Consider the following 22,689-nt stretch of genomic DNA (forward strand, 5'->3'; position numbering starts at 1 on the left):
ACACCATAAATATGAATATTATGGATAAATTATTCCTTTTAGACGCGTATGCGCTCATTTATCGCTCGTATTACGCCTTTATCAAAGCTCCAAGAATCAATTCCAAGGGGCTTAACACTTCGTGTATCATGGGGTTCTGCAATACCCTCAACGAGATACTTACCAAGGAGAAACCAACTCATATCGCAGTGGCTTTCGACCATGGAAAGACCTTCCGCCATGAGGCTTTTCCTGCCTATAAAGCCCAGCGAGAAGAGACACCGGAAGACATCAAGCTCTCTGTGCCAATCATCAAAAACATACTCGAGGCCTACAACATTCCCATCCTCCAAGTGGAGGGTTTTGAGGCTGATGATATCATTGGTACTGTGGCGATTCAAGCTGGAGAGAAAGGTATAGAGACCTACATGCTCACACCGGATAAAGATTATGGTCAGCTGGTAAGGGAGAATGTATATATGTTCCGTCCTCGACATGGGGGCGGATATGAAACCTTGGGTGAAAAGGAAATTGAGGAAAAATACGGAATCGCTTCCCCACTCCAGGTTATTGACCTTTTGGCTCTCATGGGTGACTCGGCAGATAACTTCCCAGGATGTCCTGGTGTCGGAGAGAAAACGGCTGCCAAACTGATCAATGAATTTGGAAGCGTAGAGAACTTGATTGAAAATTCTTCTAAGGTGAAAGGCAAACTTCGCGAAAAAGTAGAAGGTGCCATTGAGGATATTAAAATCTCAAAGTTCCTGGCTACTATCCGGACTGATGTTCCTGTGGAAATTAAAATGGATGATTTGAAGTTAGTTGAACCTGATAAAGAAAAGTTGGACGAAATCTTCTCCGAACTCGAGTTCAAAAGCTTTGCAAACAGGATTCTTAAAAAACCTCAACAAAAGAAAATAAAGCCTACAGGAGAGCTCGATTTATTTGGCGCACAGCAAGACGATGGGCAGGATGTTCAAAAAAACGCGAGTTTTGAGACCCTTAAAAGCACTCCTCATAAGTATCAACTAATTGAAAATGAGAAAGATGCAAAGAAACTTTGTGATTATTTGATGACATTCGGTATTCTCAGTTTAGATACAGAGACCACTTCTACTACTGCAATTGATGCAGAATTGGTAGGTTTGAGCTTTGCCGTCAAAGAAAAAGAGGCTTACTATGTCGCCATTTCTGCAAATCGTGAAGAAGCTTTAAAATTCGTAAACATCTTTAAACCGCTCTATGAAAACCCTCAAATTCTGAAAGTCGGCCAAAATATCAAATACGACTACGAGGTTTTGATGAATTACGGAGTGGAGATAAAAGGCAAGATGTTTGATACGATGATTGCTCACTATCTCATCCAACCAGAGTTATACCACAACATGGATTATCTGGCTGAAGTCTTGCTCAATTACCAGACCATCCATATTGAGGAGTTGATTGGTCCGAAAGGCAGAAACCAGAAATCGATGCGAGATCTTGCTCCATCCGATGTTTATGAATATGCAGCAGAAGATGCAGACATCACATTGCGATTGAAAAATGTACTTGAGCCAAAACTCAAGGAGATTCATTGTGAGGATCTGTTTTGGAATGTCGAAATGCCACTTGTTCCCGTTTTGGCCCACATGGAGATGAACGGAGTATGCATCGATACTGATACACTGAAAGAAACGTCTAATAATTTGACCAACAGATTGGCGGACATAGAGCATCACATCTACGAACTGGCAGGTGAATCGTTCAACATAGCCTCTCCACGTCAGGTAGGTGAAATCCTCTTCGGAAAAATGAAGATTGTGGAGAAACCGAAAAAGACAAAGACGGGACAATATGTGACGAGTGAAGAAGTACTGCAACAGTTGAGAAGCAAGAGTCCGATCATCGATGAGATTCTGAACTACAGGGGTTTAAAGAAACTTCTGAGCACATACGTGGATGCTCTTCCTAAGCTCATCAACCCACGTACTGGACATATACATGCCTCATTCAATCAGGCCATTACTGCCACAGGTCGCCTTTCATCAAGTGATCCAAACTTACAGAATATTCCTGTACGTGATGATGATGGAAAAGAAATACGCCGCTGCTTTATTCCAGAGCCAGGCTGTCTGTTTTTTTCAGCAGACTACTCCCAGATAGAGTTGCGCATTATGGCACACTTGAGCGAAGACAAGAATATGGTAGAAGCCTTCCGTGAAGGTTCCGATATCCATGCCGCAACAGCTGCCAAAATATGGCATGAAGAAATATCGCAAGTTACTGATACTCAGCGCAAAAAGGCAAAGACTGCCAACTTTGGTATCATCTATGGTATCACTACATTCGGTCTGGCGCAGCGCATGAATATAGAAAATAAAGAAGCCAAGCAAATCATTGAGGATTATTTCCGCACCTTCCCTGACGTAAAGGCCTATATGGAGAAATCAAAGGAAATTGCCCGCGAGAAAGGCTATGCTGAGACTATTTTCCACCGCCGCCGCTACTTACCAGACATCAATAGCCGCAATGGTACAGTACGCGGTTTTGCCGAGCGCAATGCCATCAATGCCCCTATCCAAGGTTCAGAAGCCGACATCATCAAGGTTGCGATGGTTCGCATCTTCAACCGATTCAAAGCTGAAGGCATCAAGAGCAAAATGATCATCCAGGTACACGATGAGCTCAATTTCTCCGTCTATCCGGAAGAGAAAGAAAAAGTAGAGCAAATCGTGGTAGAGGAAATGCAGAATGCCTATCATCTGAGCGTACCATTAGTAGCCGATGCAGGCTGGGGAAAGAACTGGCTGGAAGCACATTAATGCCAACTCAGAATGACACTAAAACAAGGGAACTTACATTATAAGTTCTAAACATGAATGAAAAAAAGAACTTTTGGTAAAAGAAACCTATAAAAAACAGAGGAACTTTGGAATAAGATAACTCCAAAGTTCCTTTTTATATTTCAGAAATTTGTGTAAGCAGGCGTCCTTGCCAACAAGTAAATTTCAGAACCAGCAAACAATAATAGTTTCAAATCATCAGCACTGCGGATTTACAATTTCCTGATTACGGTTTCCAACTGCTCACCCAATCCGATAGTATAACCCTGTGAGAAATAAACCACACGATTGAAAGTATCAGAAATCATAAATATCGGAAGGAGGTTGGCATTCGTAAGTTTCATATTCTCAACGATTTGCTTCCGAATAGAACCCTCCTTGTCTATACCGAATATCAGATTCTTAGGCAGACCCGGGAACTCGGCAATGCGGAACTTTTTAGCTGAAGCCTCATCCTCAAAGAGGAGCACCATAGGACGATTCCACTTTTCGAATACTTGCGCAACCTTAGCGATATCCTTCAAGGCATGATTAGTAGGCTCTTGGCCTACACCCAACAAACCGGTAATGAAATAACCACGACCCGTCTGGCTCAAAAGACTGACTTCCTTACCATCCAAGATGAATTTAGACTCCGAATCAAAGTTTCCCTTAACCGTAATCTCGGTATCAGAAGTACGTAAATACATCTTAACTACGTTGGTTTCAGCTTGTTTCACATGAAACAATTGCATTTCTGACAACACCCCGCCATTGGCAAGACGAGTACCCGTTACAAGAGCATAATCCCCCTCATCCAATTCCACTCCATTCTTGAACGTATTACTCCAAGTACATCCCTCTTCAGGATATTCCAGCAGCGAAGTAGAGCCGTCAGGATTGATGCGAGTAAGAGAAAAATGACTATAATACTTAGGATCATCCACCACTCCATTAGGCTGATAATCAAGCTTTAACAAGCCCTTAGGAGAAGACTGTACCTTTATCTTTTCCATATTAGATGCAGCAGAAGATGCTTTCGCGTCAAAATCGACATCTATCCAGACGTCATTCTGCAAACCCTCCTTCACTCCACCTTGTTTATATTGCAATTTCTTGGTCACAGCATCCACTCTCGCCTCAATTCCAAGACTTCTTGCCACATCCACGAAGAAAATCTTCCGAGAGCGCTCATCCGTAAGGCGTGATGTCCAAACACCCATAGGAGTCTGGGCGATTTGCAATGCCTTCTTGTCAGGGTTCAGACGGATATTCTCCTTCACCCATTCCACCAGACGAGCTGGATCTTGTCTGAAAACTTGAGCCAAAGATTGCTTTGCTTTAGCTGCATTATTTGCTTTTACAGACTTGGAAGACACATCACGATCATCAGCAACAGAGGTCTTCATCTTTTCAAATTGCTCCTCAAAGAACTGTTTGAAAGGATGAATAATCATCTCGTCCTCCACACGAGGAGACAACTGGTTGCTATGGGCATTGAAATGATCCTCCAGAATATCCATCTGCATATCCCTTAAATCCTTGGCACTCAGCGTACTGAGCAAATCTATAGCCCGACTCAGATTGTCCTGATGAAGCATCAGAAACTTGAGGATAACTTCGTGATTACCCCAAGAACCAACAAGGAAATCCACTAACTTCTGAGCTTTATCAGAAAGCTTTTGAGCATTTTGATAGTCCACTTTTTCTCCCTTTACCATCCAAGTAGGAACCCCGTTTCTCGTCAAATACTTCTCCTCAAGCAATCCTTTTTTCTGCAATGCCTCCAGAGCCGTCTCCTTAGTATAGAAAGTAGCTAGATAAGCATGGCGGATAGAATCCTCATAAGCGAATCGCTCCAGGTTCTTCGCTCTCGCCTCTGCCGAAACCTCAGGAATATTTGCTTTCTCTGGCGGAGGTACGATATCAAAAGAATCACGGAAACTAACGGAAGAAAAATCAAGAGAACGGTTCATATCCGAAGCTGAAACCTTCCGGTCAAGACGGATGGTCATTTTTCTCGCCTTCTCACCTTCCTCACCAGGCAGATTTGCCTTACCGAAAGAAGCCTTTACAAAGCCATACTTACCATCCTTCGAAGCCCAAACCATCATATCGCCCTTACCTGCCGAAAGAAAGGTCTTGCCATCCTGAGCCGTATATTTCGTCACGACAGAACAAAACTCTGCATAATTATAGATTTTAAAATCCACTCTTGCACCCTCTACAGGCTTGCCTTCAGCATCAACTACAGAGAAGTCGATACGGGCTGAGGAACCATAATTGTCTATCAGATTGATTTCTGTATAGTTGGACGTGCGGAGCATTACCTCTTCCGGTCCGTTATAGTCGCCAAACGCCTTCGTATGCATCAGCATGGCTCTCGATGCGGGAGCATTAAACCACGCCAGATTAAGCACAGCCTCAGGTTCACAAGCGCCTAAGAAGTACCATTTACCATCAGCCCATGCTTCTACCCAGGCATGATTGTCGTCAGTATGCGCCCAGCGAGGCGTATAAACCTGTCTGGCAGGAATGCCTATCGCTCTCAAAGCTGCCACGGTAAAAGTACTCTCCTCGCCGCATCTTCCGTATGCAGAACGGATCGTGGCAAGAGGAGCAGAAGTACGACCGTCGGAAGGCTGATAGGTTACCCGCTCATGGCACCAATGGTTGACTTCCAGAATAGCATCTTTCATGCCCATCCCCTTCACACGCTCTTTCAGTTCCTTAAAGAATATCATTCGGGAATCATCCAGATTTTCATTGTTCACACGGATAGGAAGCACAAAGTGACGGAACAGCAACTCCGGTATATACTTGCCCCAAGCCATTTCCTTCCTTGCCTCAAAGCTCGTACGTACATTTTCCAGGAAGAAACTTGTAGGATAGTCTGTCACGTCAGCCACTGGCATATAGGCATAGAGGAATTGTAAGGCCTCCTGCTCCTCAGTCGTCAGTTTCTGCTTAGTGACCTCCATCATCTCCTTAGCCCCCTTTTTCTTCAGGACTGTACCATAGACGTTCATCCCTTTCACCTGATAGAACTGCCTGCCCACGAGTTTCATCTTACTCTCGAAAGCATTTTCCACCTTAGAGCGATAAGCCCCGTCTGAGATAAAATGGGGTTTGTCATGTGCATCCACCGACAAACAGTTGGCCATCACCGCCTGCCAAGAAACCAAGAAGAGGATGGCTAAAGATACTATACTTTTTCTCATATTTATTAAGATTATTTTTTCCAACCGCAAAGATAAGCAATAAAAATGAAGTTCACAAGTTTGTAGTCCTCAAACTTATAAATCTTTAGCATTCTTTTATATCAGTCACTACCCTACCGATAAACCGATTTTTCATGCCTATCTTGAGGAACAGCTACTATCCGTCATATCATTTTAGGGAAAATGTGATAAAAACACCATAAATGCCTTGGAATTTTATGAAAAAGTAGTAACTTTGCTACGAGTATCCCATCCAACATGAAGGATATATAGCCAAAAACTCAATATGGATCAATAAATAGAAAAAGAAGATATGAACAGAGAAGAATTTAAATTTGAGATATGTGCCAATAGTGTAGAAAGCTGTCTGGCAGCACAAGAGGGAGGAGCCGACCGAGTAGAACTGTGCGCAGGAATACCCGAGGGAGGCACTACCCCATCGTATGGCGAGATAAAACTGGCTCGAAAATTACTCACAAAGACTAAACTCCACGTCATCATCCGACCTCGTGGTGGGGATTTTCTCTATACCCCATTGGAACTGGAACGCATGGAAGAAGATATCCGCATCTGTCGCGAATTGGGAGTGGATGGAGTCGTTTTCGGATGCCTCACAGAAGAGGGAGAAATTGATAGGGAAGCCAACCGCAGGTTAGTGGAGCTGGCACGCCCAATGTCAGTAACCTTCCACCGTGCTTTCGACCGTACTGCAGATCCCATGAAAGCCCTTGAAGATATTATTTCTTTGGGATGCAACCGAATCCTGACTTCCGGTCAGCAACCGAAGGCGATAGATGGTATCAGCCTGCTTGCCCAGCTGGAAAAGAAACTGAAAGAATATCCCCTGCCTCCTATCCAGCTTCTGGCAGGTAGTGGCGTCAACGAGGAAAACATCCGACAGATATTCGATGCTACAGGCATTCACGAATACCATTTTTCTGCAAGAGTAAATGTAGTGAGCAAGATGAAACATTATAACCACGAGGTTTATATGGGAGCCAAAGGGGCTGATGAATCCAATTCGCTCGTCACATCAGCAGAGAAAGTGAGAAATACCATCAAACAACTCGTTTAAAGAGAAAAAAGTATAATAGCCTCCACAAAGCGTGAAGGCTATTATACTTTTTTATAGCATCTGTTTTCAATTGACACTATTTCTTATAGCTTCAATTTCCTATTTATTCAGTTTCCAAGTTACACCATCCTTGGTGTCCTTAACTTCAAATCCGGCATCAGCAAGAGCATCACGAATCTGGTCGCTGGTAGCCCAATCCTTAGCTGCTTTAGCCTTAGCACGAAGGTCGAGTACCATATCCACCACCTTGCCGTAAGCCTCCTCACGTGCATCATTGTTGGCACCCTTCTCACTCTTCAAACCGAGAAGATCGAAGGTGAAGAGCTGCATCGTTTCGGTGAGTTCCTTCAAGTCATCGGCTGAAATATTCGCCTTATGATCAAGAGCTGTATTGATAACATGGCAAGCCTCGAAAAGGTAACTGATGACAAGCTGTGTCTGGAAGTCATCGTTCATTGCATCATAGCAACGCTGGCGCAGCTCTGCTACGAACTTCTTCACCTGCTCGTCGCTCTGCTTAGCCACTGGCACACGCTCCAGGTCGTTCAAACCATTCATCAAGCGCTCCAATCCCTTCTGACTGGCCTTCAAGGCATCATTAGAGAAATCTACTGTGCTGCGATAGTGAGCCGAGAGGATGAAGAAACGGATGGTCATTGGCGAATAAGCCTGCTCCAGACTGTCATGATTGCCTGTGAAGAACTGCTCCAGAGTGATGAAGTTGCCCAAGCTCTTACCCATCTTCTGACCGTTGATGGTAATCATGTTATTATGCATCCAGTAGTGAACCATCTGATCGCCCTGAGAAGCCACAGCCTGAGCAATCTCGCACTCATGATGAGGGAAAATCAAGTCCATACCGCCTCCGTGAATATCGAAGTGGTTGCCTAAGTACTTTCTGCCCATCGCAGTACACTCGCAATGCCAACCAGGGAAACCATCGCTCCAAGGACTTGGCCAGCGCATGATGTGCTCTGGTGAAGCCTTCTTCCAGAGAGCGAAATCAGCCTGATTTTTCTTCTCGCCGATACCAGCAAGTTCACGGCTTTCATTGATGATGTTCTCCAGGTTACGGCCAGAAAGAATACCATACTTATGATCCTTGTTGTATTTCTCGATATCAAAATAGATAGAACCATTGCTCTCGTAAGCATAACCATTGTCGAGAATTTCCTGCACTAACTTCTCCTGCTCGATGATATGACCGGTAGCATGAGGCTCGATACTTGGAGGGAGCACATTGAGTGCCTCCATGGCATCGTGATAGCGGTTGGTGTAGTACTGCGCAATCTCCATTGGCTCCAACTGTTCCAGGCGAGCCTTCTTCTCTATCTTGTCATCGCCCTCATCAGCATCGTGCTCCAAGTGACCTACGTCAGTAATGTTTCTAACGTAGCGAACCTTATAGCCCAGATGCTTGAGATAGCGGAAGAGTATATCGAATGTGATGGCTGGTCGTGCATGACCGAGATGCGGATCGCCATATACGGTAGGGCCACAAACATACATGCCCACATTAGGAGCGTGGAGCGGAGTAAATCTCTCTTTCGTACGAGTGAGAGTGTTGTAGATCAATAATTTCTGTTCCATCTTATTATGAACCTTTCTTTTTATTATTTATATTTGTTTGCAAAGTTAACTCATTTTTCTGAGATTTCAGTCAATTCAGCCACAAAATGTTATAAAATAGTCTGAAAATACCATTTTTATCTTAGAAAAATCATCCACAGAGTCTGTTCTCGCAACTCACTATACCATTCATCCGCAAATCTTCAATCCCTATTCACTACTAACAAAAAATGCATAAAGCAAGTTATTCCTGCATATTCATGCACAAAAGATAAGTAAAATGCCTTTTATTTGCATAAATTCGTCAAAAGATTGCCATATATTAAAAATAATGTGTAACTTTGCAGCCACAAAAAGTTATGAAATGTAAGGGCAGCAACAAATTGCCCGATAATATTACATGATAATAAATAAAGTACGGAAATGGCATATATTAGACTTTCAGCTGCCGAAGCCGCAGCTATGATCAAGGATCAGGACACGATAGCACTAAGTGGTTTCACACCTAACGGCGTGCCTAAGGCTACCTTCCGCGAACTCTCCAAGAGAGCCGTGGCAGAACATGAAGCAGGCAGACCATTCCAGGTGGGCATCCTGACAGGAGCTTCTACCTCGCAAAGTATCGAGGGTGACATGGCAGCAGCCCATGCCATCAAGTTCCGTGCGCCATTTTCTACCAACAAGGATTTCCGCACCCATACCAATCTGGGCGAAATCGACTACGAGGATATGCACCTCGGTCACATGGCTGAGCGTCTGCGCCGTGGCTTCTATGGCGAGATAGACCTTGCCATCATCGAGGTGAGCGATCTGGAAGAAGGCGAAACCACCTGCAAGGCATTCCTTACCTCTGCCGGTGGTATCGTGCCTACCATCGTACGCCTTGCCAAGAAGGTGCTCATCGAGAAGAATACCTTCCACAGTCCAGCATCCCGCTATCTCCATGATGTCTATGAAATAGCAGAATGCCCGTTCCGTACACCTATCCCTATCATGAACGTAGGCGACCGTATCGGTAAAGAGTATGTAGAGATAGATGCCCATAAGATTGTCGGTGTGATAGAATGCAATATCCCGGAAGAGGCTCGTGCCTTCAAGCCGCTCGACCCTATCACAGAACAGATGGGTCATAATGTGGCCGACTTCCTGGTCAGCGACCTGAAGAAGGGACATATTCCTCCACAGTTCCTGCCACTCCAGAGCGGTGTAGGCGTTACTTCCAATGCCGTACTCGAGGCATTGGGTCAGAATCCTAACGTACCGGTATTCAGCGTTTATACCGAGGTTGTACAGGATGCTGTCGTAAAATACATGCGTGAAGGAAGAATCAAGGATGCTTCCTGCTCATCCCTCACCGTCACCAATGATACTTTGAAGGAAGTATATGATGACATCGACTATTTCAAGCAGCATCTCACCATCCGTCAGAGTGAGATTTCCAATTCTCCTGAGGTCATCCGCCGACTAGGTGTCATCGCCATGAATACCGCCATCGAGTGCGACATCTATGGCAACGAGAACTCCAGCCATATCTGCGGCAGCAAGTTGATGAATGGTATCGGCGGTTCTTGCGACTACGAGCGTAATGGTTACATTTCTATCTTCACCACTCAGAGTACCACCAAGAACGGTTGCATTTCAGCCATCGTTCCGATGTGTAGCCACGTGGATAGTACGGAGCATGATGTGGATGTCATTGTTACCGAGCAGGGCGTTGCCGATCTTCGTGGCAAGGGTCCTTTGCGCCGTGCCAAGGAAATCATCGAAAACTGTGCTCATCCAGACTATCGCCCTATGCTCCGCGAATATCTGAAGTTTGCCGAGAAGGGCCATGAGCCACAGAGCATGCGGGCAGCCCTCGCCATGCACGATACCTTCCTGAAGAAGGGAGATATGAGACTGACTGACTTCGGGGAATATCTGAAATAAGAGAAGACTGAAAAGACTTCTTTTTTGAGATAACTCGGACAAATATCGAAATATGATAAGCGGCATTCACATCCGAGGAATGCCGCTTATCTCGTTCTTTACCATATCATATTTTCACTAAAAGATACAAAAACAGAAATAATGATAATACTAACAAAGAAAAATCACAAAACATGAGTTAGTTTCAGATTTTCTGATTATTTTTGCAAAGTCAAGATATATATTTACTGGAATACATTAAAGAAGGTTCTAAAATAAAAACATTAAAATTAGTGAAATGAAACATATATTATTAGGATTCGTCATAAGTTTGATTTTTTTTGCTAATCTTCTATCCAAAATAAGTTTTTACTTTGTATTCTAATCTTACTTGAAGTAATCATATATGAATAGCGGGAAAGCATTGAGTACTGCCACTTTGCAATCCTCGGTATTCACATATTTTTCTAATTGTGAATCGAATATCTTGTCCTGAAGAATGTCGTCCTTTGATCCTGGTATTCTGTTCTCACCATTGCAAAGATAGTTTGCTTTGCTCACGTTCTGCTCCTTCAAATATACCCAGTTCTGCTTGACTTCCTCTATTTCATCTTCTGTAGGTTCCCGATTCTCTGTCAGAAGGATAAAATCGAAACTTTGATAGGCTGAGAATTCTGCTGATAATCCCTTAAACCTGCTGCAATCAGTACGGGATATCGTATAGGTCCAATAGTTTGCATCCGGCAAAAACTTGGTATAGCGGATAGATTCTACCATCGGATAATCAATATAGAGCTTTCCGTATTCTGTTTCATTATTAAACGTTTCTAACATCTCTTTTACCTGTCTGTTGATTTCTTCGAGTGATAAATTCCTGTTGTGGAAATCATAATCGAAGAAAAGATAAATTTCGGAAATGTCGGCAGATCTATCTATGCCTTTTAGAGGATTGTCTTTTTGAGAGGCAAACTTTTCCATCAGTAAAGACACGATATCTCCATCTCCATCGTACTCCTGCAAATCCTTGTAAAGCTGATAGATATTGTTGTTGTAGGAACAAACTATCTGCTCTTCCCAGTTGGAAAAGTACAATCGTTGGATGGTGCGGAATAAATCCGGCTCACGTTTTACTCCTTCAAAAACAAATAATATCATACTTCAAAAGCGTTACCTCTAAACATTTTTTCTATATTATGGCCGAACCTCAGTTCCTTCTGGGTGCAGCTGCTCAATGGCTTGATCTTGTTGTCTTGCAAGATGAAATTGCAGTCTGGGCGCAGTAAGTCATTGGTCATCAGGTAAGTGTTGTGGGATGACGTGAAAGCTTGGCATGGAAGGGAAAAAAGTGTCTTGCAAACCTCGAAGGAAAGCTTGAAGTGATAGAATGCGTCAAATTCATCAATGAAAACGAATGATGCATCTTTCATCTGCTTGAGCCAATAATAGAGCAACATCAGCGAGTGGGTGCCTGTTGATGCAATCTTATCAAATGGAATGCGACCTAAGCCGAATATGCAATACAGTTCTTTGTCGTCATCATTCGGCTTCTGAAACTCAAAGTCTTGTCCGCTTACACGATGGATGAAATCCTCAAAGTCGCATGTCAGATGATTCTTGATGATATATTCGTCAAGGTTTGCTGGAGCTGTAGCTAAGCCCATGAATTCATTCTTCTCCACGCTTCGGAACCACAACATGGAGTTGACAAACTTCTGTAATTTAAGGAGATAATGCTCTTTTGCTAATGGGTAGGAGGTGAGAAGAAAATTGATAATGGATACGTTGTTGGCGTTGTTGGCTAAGTTGGTCTTCACGGTTGCTTCCATCTGAAATTCTTCTTCATCCAATGTCAGGATAGAATCCTTGTTGCAGAATATCAGCTTGTTGTTCACCACAAGTTTCTCTGCCTCTAATTTTCCCTCTGGTGATTTGCTATAAGAATACTGCAACAGATCATCTCCCAACAGGAAGGTGTACTCAAAATCTACAGGGAAGTTCAACTTTCCTGTATAAGTGAAGTTGTCATAATAGTTCACTCTTTTCCACTTCTGTGAAAGATGATTTGTGATATCGAAGATAGCCAATGCAAAGTTCGACTTGCCAGAACCGTTAGGTCCATACACGATGCCATTCTTGATGATTCCGTCTTTTATGGCAAATGTGTTGAACGAATAGTTACTTGGTTCCGACAAGTCCCATTCTATGCGATTGGCAAATCCTCTATAATTCGTAACGGCAAATTTTACTAACATAATATCTTTGTTAAAATATAAACGAAATGTTACTGCAGGCGAGTGCAAATGAAAGTTCTATGATTGCTGTATGCAGTTCTTTTTTGCAAAGATATATAAAAATCTAATATGCCGTAATTTTTTTACGGATATTTAAGATTAAACTTGTTTTAGTCTCTTAATTCATTCCTTGAATGACTGTTGTTTCCCCTAAGTTTAATTTTTACTTTGTGTTTTTGCGGTACTTTACTTTGTGTTTTTGTGATAAATCGCTTTTGCCCCTTTTCTACCCCTTCGTCATTTCACTGGCGTGAGTTGATTACTGATTACGATTACAGTTCGATTTTCCGCTGGTTCATCTTCGTCATTGTAAAGCATGAAACTTTCCTATGATGCAGGGGTAAGGGGATAGGATGCATTGCGATAGCACCTTGTAAGAAGTACTTTAAATTTAGTTAAAAGTAGGGCGTGTAATCATATCTTTGTCCGTTTATCTAATATAAAAAGGAGGCATTTTGTCCGTTTTTCCAAGATTTAACACTTTCAGTTATAGCAGCTCCCCAAAGTGGACACGATAAATCCATCCAGACAAGAAATAGTAAGTCAACGTAAATTATAACTAAGTAACAACAGAGTCAACTCATATTAAAAATAATGCTGAGAGTGGTCAACTAAAACCGTTAAACCACACAACTAAAACCATTAAACCGAATAAAAAGTATATGCCCTTAGAAGAAAGTTCCGTTCAACGACGTTAAATGTCCGTTCAGCGTCTTTGAATGGCGGTTCAACGTCGTTGAACGGACATTCAAAGACGCTGAACGAAGAATTCATCAGGCTTCAAAACATTATCTTATAGTAACAAGAACAATCAACTAAGATAGGAGAAAGTTTACCATTGGCTTTTAATATTCTTAACGCCCCGTTTTTAATTTAAGTACTTGACGATTTTGGCAAGCCATTTCTTTTCTATTCTGAGGACTAAGACTGGTTAGTTAAAAACCCATAAGGAGGAAAACACAGAAAAAATAACAATAGCAAACTTGGTACTTTCGATTATTTTGCTTAACTTTGCCTTCGAAATCAAGAACAAGAGACTATGGCAAGAAAACGATATCCTATAGGCATACAGACTTTCGAACGAATCCGCAAAGAAGATTGGTTCTATGTTGACAAGACGGAATACATCTATCGTATGACCCATACAGATGGTACATATTTCTTCTTGAGCCGACCACGCCGTTTCGGCAAGTCACTCCTTGTATCTACCTTCGAAAGCTATTTTGAAGGAAAAAAGGAACTATTCAATGGTCTTGCCATCGAAAAGTTGGAGAAAGAATGGAATGAATATCCTGTGCTCCACTTCAGTTTGGCTGGAGGCAAGCACATGGAGAAAGAGCAGTTGGAGCACTATCTTCTCTTCATACTAAAGACCAATGAAGAGAAATTTGGCATAACATGTGACTCTCCAGACCCGAACATACGTATGCTCAACCTCATACAAACCGTATATGAGAAAACGGGCAAACAACCTGTGGTATTAATCGACGAATATGATGCGCCATTACTCGATGTTGTACATGAAGGAACCTCCTTAGACATTCTGCGAAATGTGATGAGAAACTTCTATAGCCCGCTCAAAGACTGCGAGAAGATGCTCCGTTTTGTTTTTCTGACAGGTATCACCAAATTCTCCCAGTTAAGTATCTTCAGCGAACTCAACAATATCACAAATATAAGCATGGATACACCATACGCTGGAATCTGTGGTATAACCAAGGAAGAGTTGATGACACAAATGAGTGATGATATTGACAGACTATCAGAAAAATTAAGCCTGTCTCATGACGAAACCCTTGAAAGACTCAAACAGCACTACGACGGCTATCATTTTGCATGGCCATCACCAGATATATTCAATCCATTCAGTTTACTGAACTGCTTTTCCAAGCAAAAGATGGATTCCTATTGGTTCGGTTCAGGCACACCAACCTACCTCATCAACATGATGCGCAAGTATGCTTTCACCCCTATCGACCTTGGTGAAAAGATGGAAGCAGGCAAGGATGACTTTGATGCTGCTACAGAGACGATGACCACCATCATGCCTTTGCTCTACCAGAGTGGATACTTCACCATCAAGGATTACGATGAGGACACCGAACTATACACCCTCGCCCTTCCTAACAAGGAAATCAGAGTCGGCCTATACAGAAGTCTTCTCCCTCACTACCTGGCTTCCAAGACGGTTATGGGCAACACGACCATCGCCAAGATGTCCAAGCTGATTAACCTGGGACAATTGGACGAAGCACTACTGTTATTCAAGACTTTCCTTGAGACGGTGCCTTACTGCGATAATACCAACTACGAGGGGCATTATCAACAGATGATGTACATCATGTTTGCCTTGCTCACCAATTTCCGCATTCTCGTAGAGCAACATACTGCCAAGGGAAGAACAGACATTACGATGGAGACGCACGACACCATCTACATCATGGAACTGAAGTTCAATAAGACGGCAGAAGAAGCTCTTCAGCAAATCAACGACAAGCGGTATGCCGATGCCTTTGCCCTGCAAAACAAACCTGTGGTGAAAGTAGGCATCAACTATACAATTAAGGAAAAAATAAGCACCTTAGAATGGGTGATAGAATAAATAGAATAATATGAGAAATAGTCTGATAATTGCCTTAGTATTCCTTTTGAGCATGACATGCCATGCTCAAAAAATCAGCATATCTGACTTTGTTGGTAAGACATGGGTTGCAGATTCTGGTTATGATGGATGTGGAAATATAGATTGGAATATCGTATTTTCTGCAAAATCATCAGAACATAAATTTGTTGGAAAGTCTGATAATAAGGTAAGTGTGTTTACTTATAACACTTACTTGTGTAGTTATAACCCCGAAAAGTACGAAGCTTCGTTATTGGGCAATACTAATGGAAAGTATATTGTATTTGAGCGAAAATATACTTACAAAGGTAAAGAATATGAGGACTTTTTCTGTGGAGAACTTCTTTCTTTGGAATCAAATAGATTGACTATACGAATGAAGCATTCTACTATTTTGTTTATCGCAAAATAGTAGAGATAAGCAGTACGGAAATCATTTTGTTATCTAAATGAAGCGATACGACAGTTTATCAAAAGGTTAAGTAATAATTTTTTTGCAAGTTTTATCGATTCGATAAAGCTTGCAAAAATACGTAAATATAGTTATTCTTATACAACATAAAGACAAAGTAGTCTATGAAAAGAATTCTTTATATAATAATGGTTTTATGGTTTTGTGTATGTGATATACAGGCACAGGCAATTACTCTTCAACAATTGAAGAATACATCTTGGCATTTAAAAGAGCCAAGCAATCCGAATGTAGATACTTACTTCGAATTTTCAGATAGAGTCTTGACTAATGTATCGGATGCTCATTATGCTGATACTAAGTTTAGAAAAGGGTTGAAGAAGAAATATACAAACAAGTACTTGTATTATATAGCCAATCAAATTCCAAGTAGCTTCGATGGTAAGAAAGTAGGGCAATCAGGACAAGGAACATATATCATCCAAGAGTTGGATGGTGAATTCTTTTGGTTTCAAATATTGCAATTTAGTTCTTCAGAATTGAAGGTAAAGACTAAGTTTGGGCAAACTTTTGTATTTGAGAAAGTATGATATTCTGACAAATCATGGAGACAATAGGGATGAGAAATATTTTGGTAATTTCTTTAGTTTTTCTTCTGAGCATGGTGTGCCATGCTCAGAAGATTGCTACGTCAGAACTTAATGAGACGAAATGGAAAGAGATTAGTCCTACTTATGATTATTGTGAGAGAGGAATGACTTTTACAATGGACACTCGTACGACAAGTACCAAGTTTTACAAGACAGGAAAAGAGTTTAATTGTCCTCTAAAGTATTATATATCTTCCTCTATTCCAGAAACATTTGATAGTTCACAGATAGGGAAGAATCGAAAGGGTAGTTATATTATCCAATATGTTGATAACAGTGTGTTTTGGTTCAAGATAGTTGATATAAGCAGTACGAAAATAACTCTGTTGTCTAAATTAGGCGACACGACTGTTTATCAGAAAGTAAAGTAACAAAGGCTTGTAGGTATGTAAAAGACATACCTACAAGATTTTTCCTATCAAACAAGAACATTTCCAAGTAATATTAGGAGAAAGTTTACCATTGCCTTTTAATAATCTTAACGCCCTGTGAAATGCCTGGAGGTACACTTTTCCCCGACACGATGAAACAGTATGATGACTACACCATTCGTGAGGCCCTTCATAACTGTATTGCCCATCAAGACTACACTCTTCAACAGCGTATCAATTTCGTGGAGAATCCAGGATATCTGTATTATTCCAATGCTGGCACATTCATTCCTGGAACTTTGGAGAATGTTTTGAGGAACGAAGAGCCTCAGACGCATTTCCGTAATGAATGCCTGTGTAGGGCTATGGTAGATTTCAACATGATAGATACCGTAAGCCGTGGTATCAAGAAAATGTTCAATGAACAATGGCGCAGACATTTCCCTATGCCAGACTATGAGATTGACCAGATTAAGAAGAAAGTAGTTGTCCGCATTTACGGCAATGAAATCAACAAACGATACACTGATTTGTTGAAGACAAACGACACTCTTTCGCTATGGGATTGCATCTCGCTTGATACAGTACAAAAAGGCAGAACTATTCATGAGAATATAGCGCAAGACTTGCTCCAGCGTGGACTTATTGAAGGTGATGCTCCCCCATTACAGCATCTCTCTTAGCATTGCAAAAAACACGCATCAACTTCCTTCTTACACAAAGACAAAAGGATTGGATAAGGAGAAACTGCGCCAAATGATACTGCAATTCTTACAAAACGCAGGTGACGAAGGAGCAAAGCGAGACAGTATTTATGAATACTTGAGGGATGTACTTCCCTCCAACAAAACAGACGAACAACAATTGCGCATGGTGGGCAAATTGCTTGTAGAGATGGATGAAAATAAATTAATAACAACCAAAGGACGAAAGTGGATAATAAGGTCGTAATAAGACCTAATTTGTGAATTACGACCTTTTTACGACCCAATATTAACCAATTGAGGTTTAATAGGTCGTAATTTGAACCGATTTACGTCGAAAGAATCATATTATAACGGAGTTAGAATCGTAAAAAATAAAAGATATGTTACTCGGAAACAAGATAAGAGAATTCAGAGATGAGCAGAAACTCCTGCAACGCCAATTGGCGGCAGCATTAGAAATTGACACTCCCATGTTCAGTAAAATTGAGCGTGGAGACAGACGAGCTAAGCGAGAGCAAGTGGTTAAACTTGCAGAATTGCTGCATCAGGATGAAAATGAGCTGTTGAAGCTGTGGCTCGCAGATAAAGTGATCGATGCTGTAGGAAATGAAAATGACTCTGCACTGAAACGGGATGCCATAAAAGTGGCACAAAAAGCAATATTGTAGGACAACAATTATGGATACAAATCCCATTATGAAAAAGTTGTATGAGAAGTGGTGATAAGCAACAAAGATACGCTTTTTATTTGATATTACCAAACGAGTTCATGCCAAACTTGGCAAAAAAAATCCAAGTTTGGCATGAACTCAACTTATAAAGAACTGCTTAATTCAAAGATTAAAGCAGTCTATATGAATACGAAATCAGCTTGAATGCCGCTTATAGCTTCAAGAGTTTGGCAAACTCCCAGACCACAATGCCTGCCGTTACGCTGACATTGAGCGAATGCTTCGTACCAAACTGAGGAATCTCCAGGCAGCCATCGCTCATATCCACGATGTTCTGCTTTACACCCTTCACCTCGTTGCCGAAGATGACGGCATAGCCGCTGGGGAGTGAAGAGTGAAGAGTGAAGAGTGAAGAATTCTCTTGCTTTTCTGATTCTGAAGCCGTTCTAACAATATTAGAATGAGCCTCTGGCAGATTCTGGAGTTTGGTAGAGCCTTCCACCTGTTCGATGCTATAAATAAAAAAGCCTTTCTGCTTCAATTTCTCCACAGCCTCTTCCGTGGTCTTGAAGTATTCCCAATCGACACTGTCCTCACCACCCAATGCAGTCTTATGAATCTCGACATTAGGAGGAGTAGCGGTAATACCACACAGATATACAGCCTCTACACGGAAAGCATCGCAAGAGCGGAAAACACTTCCTACATTATATAATGAACGCACATCATCCAAGACTACTATCAGGGGAAGCTTCTCAGCCTCCTTGAATTCCTCCAGCGTGAGGCGGTTCATCTCTATCGTTCTTAACTTACGCATTTCCCTCAGCCTCCTTGGTCTTGTAAGCCAAAGCGTACATACGAATCTGCTTGATCATCGCCAAGAGACCATTGCTGCGGGTTGGACTCAGATGATCCTTCAAACCAATCTTCTCTACGAAATAAAGATCAGCATCCATAATCTCGGTAGGAGTATGACCGCTCAATACGCGAATCAGAAGAGCGATGATACCCTTCACGATAAGAGCATCACTATCAGCAGTAAACACGAGCTTGCCATCCTCATAATCGCATTGCAACCATACACGGCTCTGACAGCCATCGATGAGGTTCTGTTCGTTTTTGTATTTCTCGTCAAGAGGAGCCAATTCATTACCCAAGTCGATGAGCATCTGATACTTATCCATCCAATCGGTGAAGTCCTGGAACTCCTCCACTACTTCATCCTGCAAATCATTGATTGTTGCCATTATTTTATTTCCTTTATTTCGTTTACGGTAATTAATTTATAGAGTTTATCATTCGGACGAACCTTATCTGGTACAGGGATAGATACTCTCCAACCCTGCTTGGCTGTCTCAACTGGTTTCAAATCATAACGGATCTCATCGGCTTTGAGATACATCACACCTGTAGTATTTCCTGTAATCAGAAGTTTATCGCCCTGATTGAAGGTAGTAGCTTCCACAGCAACCTCAGCCACACCGAGCTTGGAGAAGTACTTCATCACCTTACCTACGAGTACCTTCTTCTCTGTTGCCACCGAACCATAATGCTTGTTCCATTCGCCGAGTGTCTGACCCTGATAATAACCATCCCAGAAACCACGATTGAAGACAGTTGCCAATCTTTCGTCCCAGGCATCCTTCTTTTCCTCAGTAAAAGTACCCTCCAGTACAGAAGCTATCGCCTCCTTATAGCATTTTACTACAGTATAGACGTATTCAGGACCACGGGCACGACCTTCTATCTTGAAGACACGCACACCGGCATCCATCATACGGTCGATGAAGCGGATAGTCTTCAGGTCCTTAGGACTCATCACATACTTATTGTCGATTTCCAGCTGGTTACCCGTTTCATTATCAGTTACCGTATAGCTGCGGCGGCAAATCTGTACACACTCACCACGGTTGGCAGAGCGGTTGGCATTAGCCAAGCTCATATAGCACTTGCCGGAAACAGCCATGCAGAGCGCACCATGACAGAACATCTCAATACGAATCTGCTTGCCCATAGGACCACAGATATTCTGCTGCTCTATCTGTTCGTGGATATGCTTCACCTGATCCATATTCAGTTCACGAGCCAGCACCGAAACATCAGCAAAGCGGGCATAGAACTTCAGCGCTTCCGTATTGGAGATATTCAACTGGGTAGAAAGATGAACCTCCTCGCCCACTTCATTACAATAGCTCATCACAGCCACATCACTTGCGATGACAGCCGAGATGCCAGCCTCCTTAGCAGCATCGATAATCTCCTTCATCGTGGCAATATCATCATCATAGATAACGGTATTGACGGTGAGATAAGTCTTGATACCATGCTCATTGCAGGTAGCAGCGATCTCACGCAGGTCATCGATGGTAAAATGATTGGCAGAATGTGAACGCATGTTCAACTTACCGATACCGAAATAGACAGAATCTGCTCCGGCTTGGATAGCTGCAGCCAGGGATTCGCGAGATCCCACAGGAGCCATCACCTCAAATTCTTTTATTTTATCATTCATGAATGTCATATATATCTTTTTAGGATGCAAAGTTACACTTTTTCTTTGAGATATGAGCAATACTATAGATTTTTATAGTATCTTTGCAACCAATTAAAAGCAATTTGTACAAAATAAAGTTCATACAACATGAAAAGAAAGATTATCTTCGCCATACTTGCCACACTCTTCATTGCCAGTTGTGACTACAAGAGTCAGCCTTCTTCCCAACCATCAGAGAAAGCTGGGAAGAACAACTTACCTGCCCATGTCAAACTCATCGGCACTACCCCCGTCAAGGACCAGGGACAAAGTGAACTCTGCTGGGCATACGGCATGTTGGCTACCATCGAGAGTGAACATATCATGAAGGGCGACTCCATCAACCTCTCCGTGGCTTACATCGCCCGCATGATGTTGCAGGAAAAAGCCTTGGAATATTATTTTTCTCAAGGTAAAAAACCTATCAGCATGAGGGGTATGAGTTCGATGCTCATTCATTACATCAATAAATATGGAGCAGAACCATACGACAGCTACGAGGACAAGAAAGATATCAACTATAAGGTACTCTGCCGCAAGGTAGAGCAGGTTTGCAACGGTGCTATCGCCAAGGGGGCCGGTATCGCGAAACTAAAGGAAGAACTCAACGATCTCTTCGATTCAGAATTAGGATATATGCCAGCCCAGCAGATTCACATGCTCGGTGCAGAATATACTCCTCTGGAATTTGCCCACAGCGTCTGCTATCCGGAAGAATATGTGGCCCTGACAAGCTTCACCCACCATCCCTTCCGTGAATACTTCGCACTCGAGGTAGCCGACAACCAGTTGCATGATGAATTCCTCAATATTCCTATCGACGAACTGATGCTGCATATCCAGCAGGCGATAGAGAATGGTCATCCTGTTTGTTGGGAAGGCGATATCAGCGAACCGGGATTCCAGAATCCTAAGAACAACTATGTGGATATCACTTCTGCCGAGCGCCCAGTCACCCAGGACTCCCGTCAGAAAGCTTTCGAACAGTTGCATACCACCGATGATCATGTGATGGAAATCATCGGCACCTTCGTCCAGGGCAAACAGCGATATTACGTTTGCCGCAACTCCTGGGGCACCAACTGGGGCAATCAGGGCCGCATCTATCTCTCAGAAGATTATATCAAGCTCAAAACCATCGCTGTTTATATGAGTGAAGAGGCTTATATCGGCAAATAACAGCAGAAATATATAGAATAGCAGCAATCACATATAGGAAAAAGCTGATATTATATATATAATAATGTATAAAGGCGATTAGCCGCTTTCAGCTACATTCTTCTAAGTGCTTGATGCAGGTCAATTTTGAGCTAAATACTTGATGTGTGCGCACACACATAGTTGATTTACATCAAAAAAAAGGGCTTATTTGAGACTTTTCCTTCTAAAGATTTGGAAGATACCGAAAATCGTCGTACCTTTGCATCGTCAATAAGACAAAAGGTTATTAGGTTTTTAGGTTAAGATTGTTAGTTGTTTAGGTTTAGTTTTAGGTTTTAGATTGTTAGTTTAGGTAACAGGTATTAGAAAAGGTAAGAAAAAAAAGATTGTTTATTCAGAGATTAACAGTGTTCAATAGGATTAAGTTGAAAAGGTAAAAAAGAATGTTATAGGATTAACGAATGATGACGCCTGTGTAGCAGAATTTCTGCTTCAGGCTCAGAAATGGAGAGGAACTTAAAATGAAGTCAATCTCCTTTGAATTATGAGAAATTTGGGAATATAACATTAAAAGTGCGCAAGAGTTCGTGAGAAGTCTTGCGCACTTTCTTTTATCTCCCCCCTCACTTCATTTCTCATTTCTAATTTCTCATTTTTCTCCCTTTCTTTTAGAAAAAATTCCGATTTTTATTTTGTATTACCGATGAAAAGTCG

The 22,689-nt window shown here is 42.1% G+C and carries 16 protein-coding genes and 1 pseudogene; 10 read left to right on the forward strand and 7 right to left on the reverse strand.

What is annotated here, in order from left to right:
* The first annotated feature begins 20 nt into the window (after positions 1–20).
* On the forward strand, positions 21–2,783 hold the full coding sequence (gene polA / locus EXN75_RS01775; RefSeq protein WP_134842561.1) for a DNA polymerase I: 2,763 nt from the start codon (positions 21–23) through the stop codon (positions 2,781–2,783).
* Positions 2,784–3,016: 233 nt separating this feature from the next.
* Here polA and EXN75_RS01780 read toward each other — a convergent pair whose 3' ends face one another.
* Positions 3,017–5,947, reverse strand: coding sequence for a transglutaminase-like domain-containing protein (locus tag EXN75_RS01780; protein ID WP_408005913.1), 2,931 nt, complete (start codon positions 5,945–5,947; stop codon positions 3,017–3,019).
* Between the two features lie 370 nt (positions 5,948–6,317).
* Here EXN75_RS01780 and EXN75_RS01785 point away from each other — a divergent pair, with 370 nt between their 5' ends.
* Complete coding sequence (locus tag EXN75_RS01785; RefSeq protein WP_134842563.1) at positions 6,318–7,079, forward strand: copper homeostasis protein CutC; 762 nt, start codon at positions 6,318–6,320, stop codon at positions 7,077–7,079.
* A 99-nt stretch (positions 7,080–7,178) separates the two neighbouring features.
* Here the strand turns inward: EXN75_RS01785 and cysS are convergent, their stop codons facing one another.
* Complete coding sequence (gene cysS, locus EXN75_RS01790) at positions 7,179–8,669, reverse strand: cysteine--tRNA ligase (protein WP_134842564.1); 1,491 nt, start codon at positions 8,667–8,669, stop codon at positions 7,179–7,181.
* A gap of 402 nt (positions 8,670–9,071) precedes the next feature.
* Between cysS and EXN75_RS01795 the strand changes: the two genes are divergently transcribed.
* Positions 9,072–10,577 carry an acetyl-CoA hydrolase/transferase C-terminal domain-containing protein gene (locus EXN75_RS01795; RefSeq protein ID WP_118119371.1) on the forward strand — a complete coding sequence of 502 codons (1,506 nt, stop codon included), beginning with the start codon at positions 9,072–9,074 and terminating at the stop codon, positions 10,575–10,577.
* A gap of 366 nt (positions 10,578–10,943) precedes the next feature.
* On the opposite strand, the gene EXN75_RS01800 is transcribed toward EXN75_RS01795, so the two are convergent.
* A complete protein-coding gene (locus EXN75_RS01800; RefSeq protein ID WP_134842565.1) occupies positions 10,944–11,711 on the reverse strand; it encodes a hypothetical protein in 768 nt (255 codons plus the stop codon).
* Positions 11,708–12,808 (reverse strand): AAA family ATPase, encoded by a 1,101-nt coding sequence (locus EXN75_RS01805; RefSeq protein WP_134842566.1) that lies wholly within the window; start codon positions 12,806–12,808, stop codon positions 11,708–11,710. Before EXN75_RS01805 ends, EXN75_RS01800 begins: the two co-directional genes overlap by 4 nt.
* Positions 12,809–13,886: 1,078 nt before the next feature.
* Here EXN75_RS01805 and EXN75_RS01810 point away from each other — a divergent pair.
* From EXN75_RS01810 to EXN75_RS01830, 6 genes and pseudogenes are all read left to right on the forward strand, one after another.
* Positions 13,887–15,449 carry an ATP-binding protein gene (locus EXN75_RS01810; protein WP_118119365.1) on the forward strand — a complete coding sequence of 521 codons (1,563 nt, stop codon included), beginning with the start codon at positions 13,887–13,889 and terminating at the stop codon, positions 15,447–15,449.
* Positions 15,450–15,459: 10 nt separating this feature from the next.
* Complete coding sequence (locus EXN75_RS01815; RefSeq protein WP_134842567.1) at positions 15,460–15,882, forward strand: hypothetical protein; 423 nt, start codon at positions 15,460–15,462, stop codon at positions 15,880–15,882.
* 164 nt (positions 15,883–16,046) lie between these two features.
* On the forward strand, positions 16,047–16,472 hold the full coding sequence (locus EXN75_RS01820) for a hypothetical protein (protein WP_022110469.1): 426 nt from the start codon (positions 16,047–16,049) through the stop codon (positions 16,470–16,472).
* Positions 16,473–16,486: 14 nt separating this feature from the next.
* The gene (locus EXN75_RS17985; RefSeq protein WP_223176140.1) at positions 16,487–16,903 is read left to right on the forward strand and encodes a hypothetical protein; all 417 of its coding nucleotides are present in this window, start codon (positions 16,487–16,489) and stop codon (positions 16,901–16,903) included.
* A 107-nt stretch (positions 16,904–17,010) separates the two neighbouring features.
* A pseudogene (locus EXN75_RS01825) lies at positions 17,011–17,854 on the forward strand (ATP-binding protein); the annotation flags it as partial.
* Between the two features lie 136 nt (positions 17,855–17,990).
* The gene (locus EXN75_RS01830; RefSeq protein WP_134842568.1) at positions 17,991–18,278 is read left to right on the forward strand and encodes a helix-turn-helix domain-containing protein; all 288 of its coding nucleotides are present in this window, start codon (positions 17,991–17,993) and stop codon (positions 18,276–18,278) included.
* 214 nt (positions 18,279–18,492) lie between these two features.
* On the opposite strand, the gene EXN75_RS01835 is transcribed toward EXN75_RS01830, so the two are convergent.
* Genes EXN75_RS01835 through EXN75_RS01845 form a run of 3 tightly spaced genes read right to left on the reverse strand, consistent with a single transcriptional unit; the run spans position 18,493 to position 20,793 of the window.
* A complete protein-coding gene (locus EXN75_RS01835; protein WP_134842569.1) occupies positions 18,493–19,098 on the reverse strand; it encodes an RNA methyltransferase in 606 nt (201 codons plus the stop codon).
* On the reverse strand, positions 19,091–19,528 hold the full coding sequence (locus tag EXN75_RS01840) for a SufE family protein (protein WP_118119359.1): 438 nt from the start codon (positions 19,526–19,528) through the stop codon (positions 19,091–19,093). Before EXN75_RS01840 ends, EXN75_RS01835 begins: the two co-directional genes overlap by 8 nt.
* A complete protein-coding gene (locus EXN75_RS01845) occupies positions 19,528–20,793 on the reverse strand; it encodes a peptidase U32 family protein (RefSeq protein ID WP_134842588.1) in 1,266 nt (421 codons plus the stop codon). Before EXN75_RS01845 ends, EXN75_RS01840 begins: the two co-directional genes overlap by 1 nt.
* Positions 20,794–20,922: 129 nt before the next feature.
* Here EXN75_RS01845 and EXN75_RS01850 point away from each other — a divergent pair, with 129 nt between their 5' ends.
* Positions 20,923–21,993: a C1 family peptidase gene (locus tag EXN75_RS01850; protein ID WP_134842570.1), complete on the forward strand. Its 1,071-nt coding sequence runs from the start codon at positions 20,923–20,925 to the stop codon at positions 21,991–21,993.
* Positions 21,994–22,689: the final 696 nt, after the last annotated feature.

This window comes from Segatella hominis (genome assembly GCF_004535825.1).
Classification (GTDB): Bacteria; Bacteroidota; Bacteroidia; order Bacteroidales; family Bacteroidaceae; genus Prevotella; species Prevotella hominis.

What these genes read in the sequence shown, in the direction of transcription:
- EXN75_RS01845 (WP_134842588.1), bottom strand. Translation starts at nt 20,793, where the DNA reads ATGAATGATAAAATAAAAGAATTTGAGGTGATGGCTCCTGTGGGATCT.
- EXN75_RS01795 (WP_118119371.1), top strand. Translation starts at nt 9,072, where the DNA reads ATGGCATATATTAGACTTTCAGCTGCCGAAGCCGCAGCTATGATCAAG.
- EXN75_RS01830 (WP_134842568.1), top strand. Translation starts at nt 17,991, where the DNA reads ATGTTACTCGGAAACAAGATAAGAGAATTCAGAGATGAGCAGAAACTC.
- cysS (WP_134842564.1), bottom strand. Translation starts at nt 8,669, where the DNA reads ATGGAACAGAAATTATTGATCTACAACACTCTCACTCGTACGAAAGAG.
- EXN75_RS01815 (WP_134842567.1), top strand. Translation starts at nt 15,460, where the DNA reads ATGAGAAATAGTCTGATAATTGCCTTAGTATTCCTTTTGAGCATGACA.
- EXN75_RS01810 (WP_118119365.1), top strand. Translation starts at nt 13,887, where the DNA reads ATGGCAAGAAAACGATATCCTATAGGCATACAGACTTTCGAACGAATC.
- EXN75_RS17985 (WP_223176140.1), top strand. Translation starts at nt 16,487, where the DNA reads ATGGAGACAATAGGGATGAGAAATATTTTGGTAATTTCTTTAGTTTTT.
- EXN75_RS01850 (WP_134842570.1), top strand. Translation starts at nt 20,923, where the DNA reads ATGAAAAGAAAGATTATCTTCGCCATACTTGCCACACTCTTCATTGCC.
- EXN75_RS01780 (WP_408005913.1), bottom strand. Translation starts at nt 5,947, where the DNA reads ATGGCCAACTGTTTGTCGGTGGATGCACATGACAAACCCCATTTTATC.
- EXN75_RS01805 (WP_134842566.1), bottom strand. Translation starts at nt 12,808, where the DNA reads ATGTTAGTAAAATTTGCCGTTACGAATTATAGAGGATTTGCCAATCGC.
- EXN75_RS01785 (WP_134842563.1), top strand. Translation starts at nt 6,318, where the DNA reads ATGAACAGAGAAGAATTTAAATTTGAGATATGTGCCAATAGTGTAGAA.
- EXN75_RS01835 (WP_134842569.1), bottom strand. Translation starts at nt 19,098, where the DNA reads ATGCGTAAGTTAAGAACGATAGAGATGAACCGCCTCACGCTGGAGGAA.
- polA (WP_134842561.1), top strand. Translation starts at nt 21, where the DNA reads ATGGATAAATTATTCCTTTTAGACGCGTATGCGCTCATTTATCGCTCG.
- EXN75_RS01820 (WP_022110469.1), top strand. Translation starts at nt 16,047, where the DNA reads ATGAAAAGAATTCTTTATATAATAATGGTTTTATGGTTTTGTGTATGT.
- EXN75_RS01800 (WP_134842565.1), bottom strand. Translation starts at nt 11,711, where the DNA reads ATGATATTATTTGTTTTTGAAGGAGTAAAACGTGAGCCGGATTTATTC.
- EXN75_RS01840 (WP_118119359.1), bottom strand. Translation starts at nt 19,528, where the DNA reads ATGGCAACAATCAATGATTTGCAGGATGAAGTAGTGGAGGAGTTCCAG.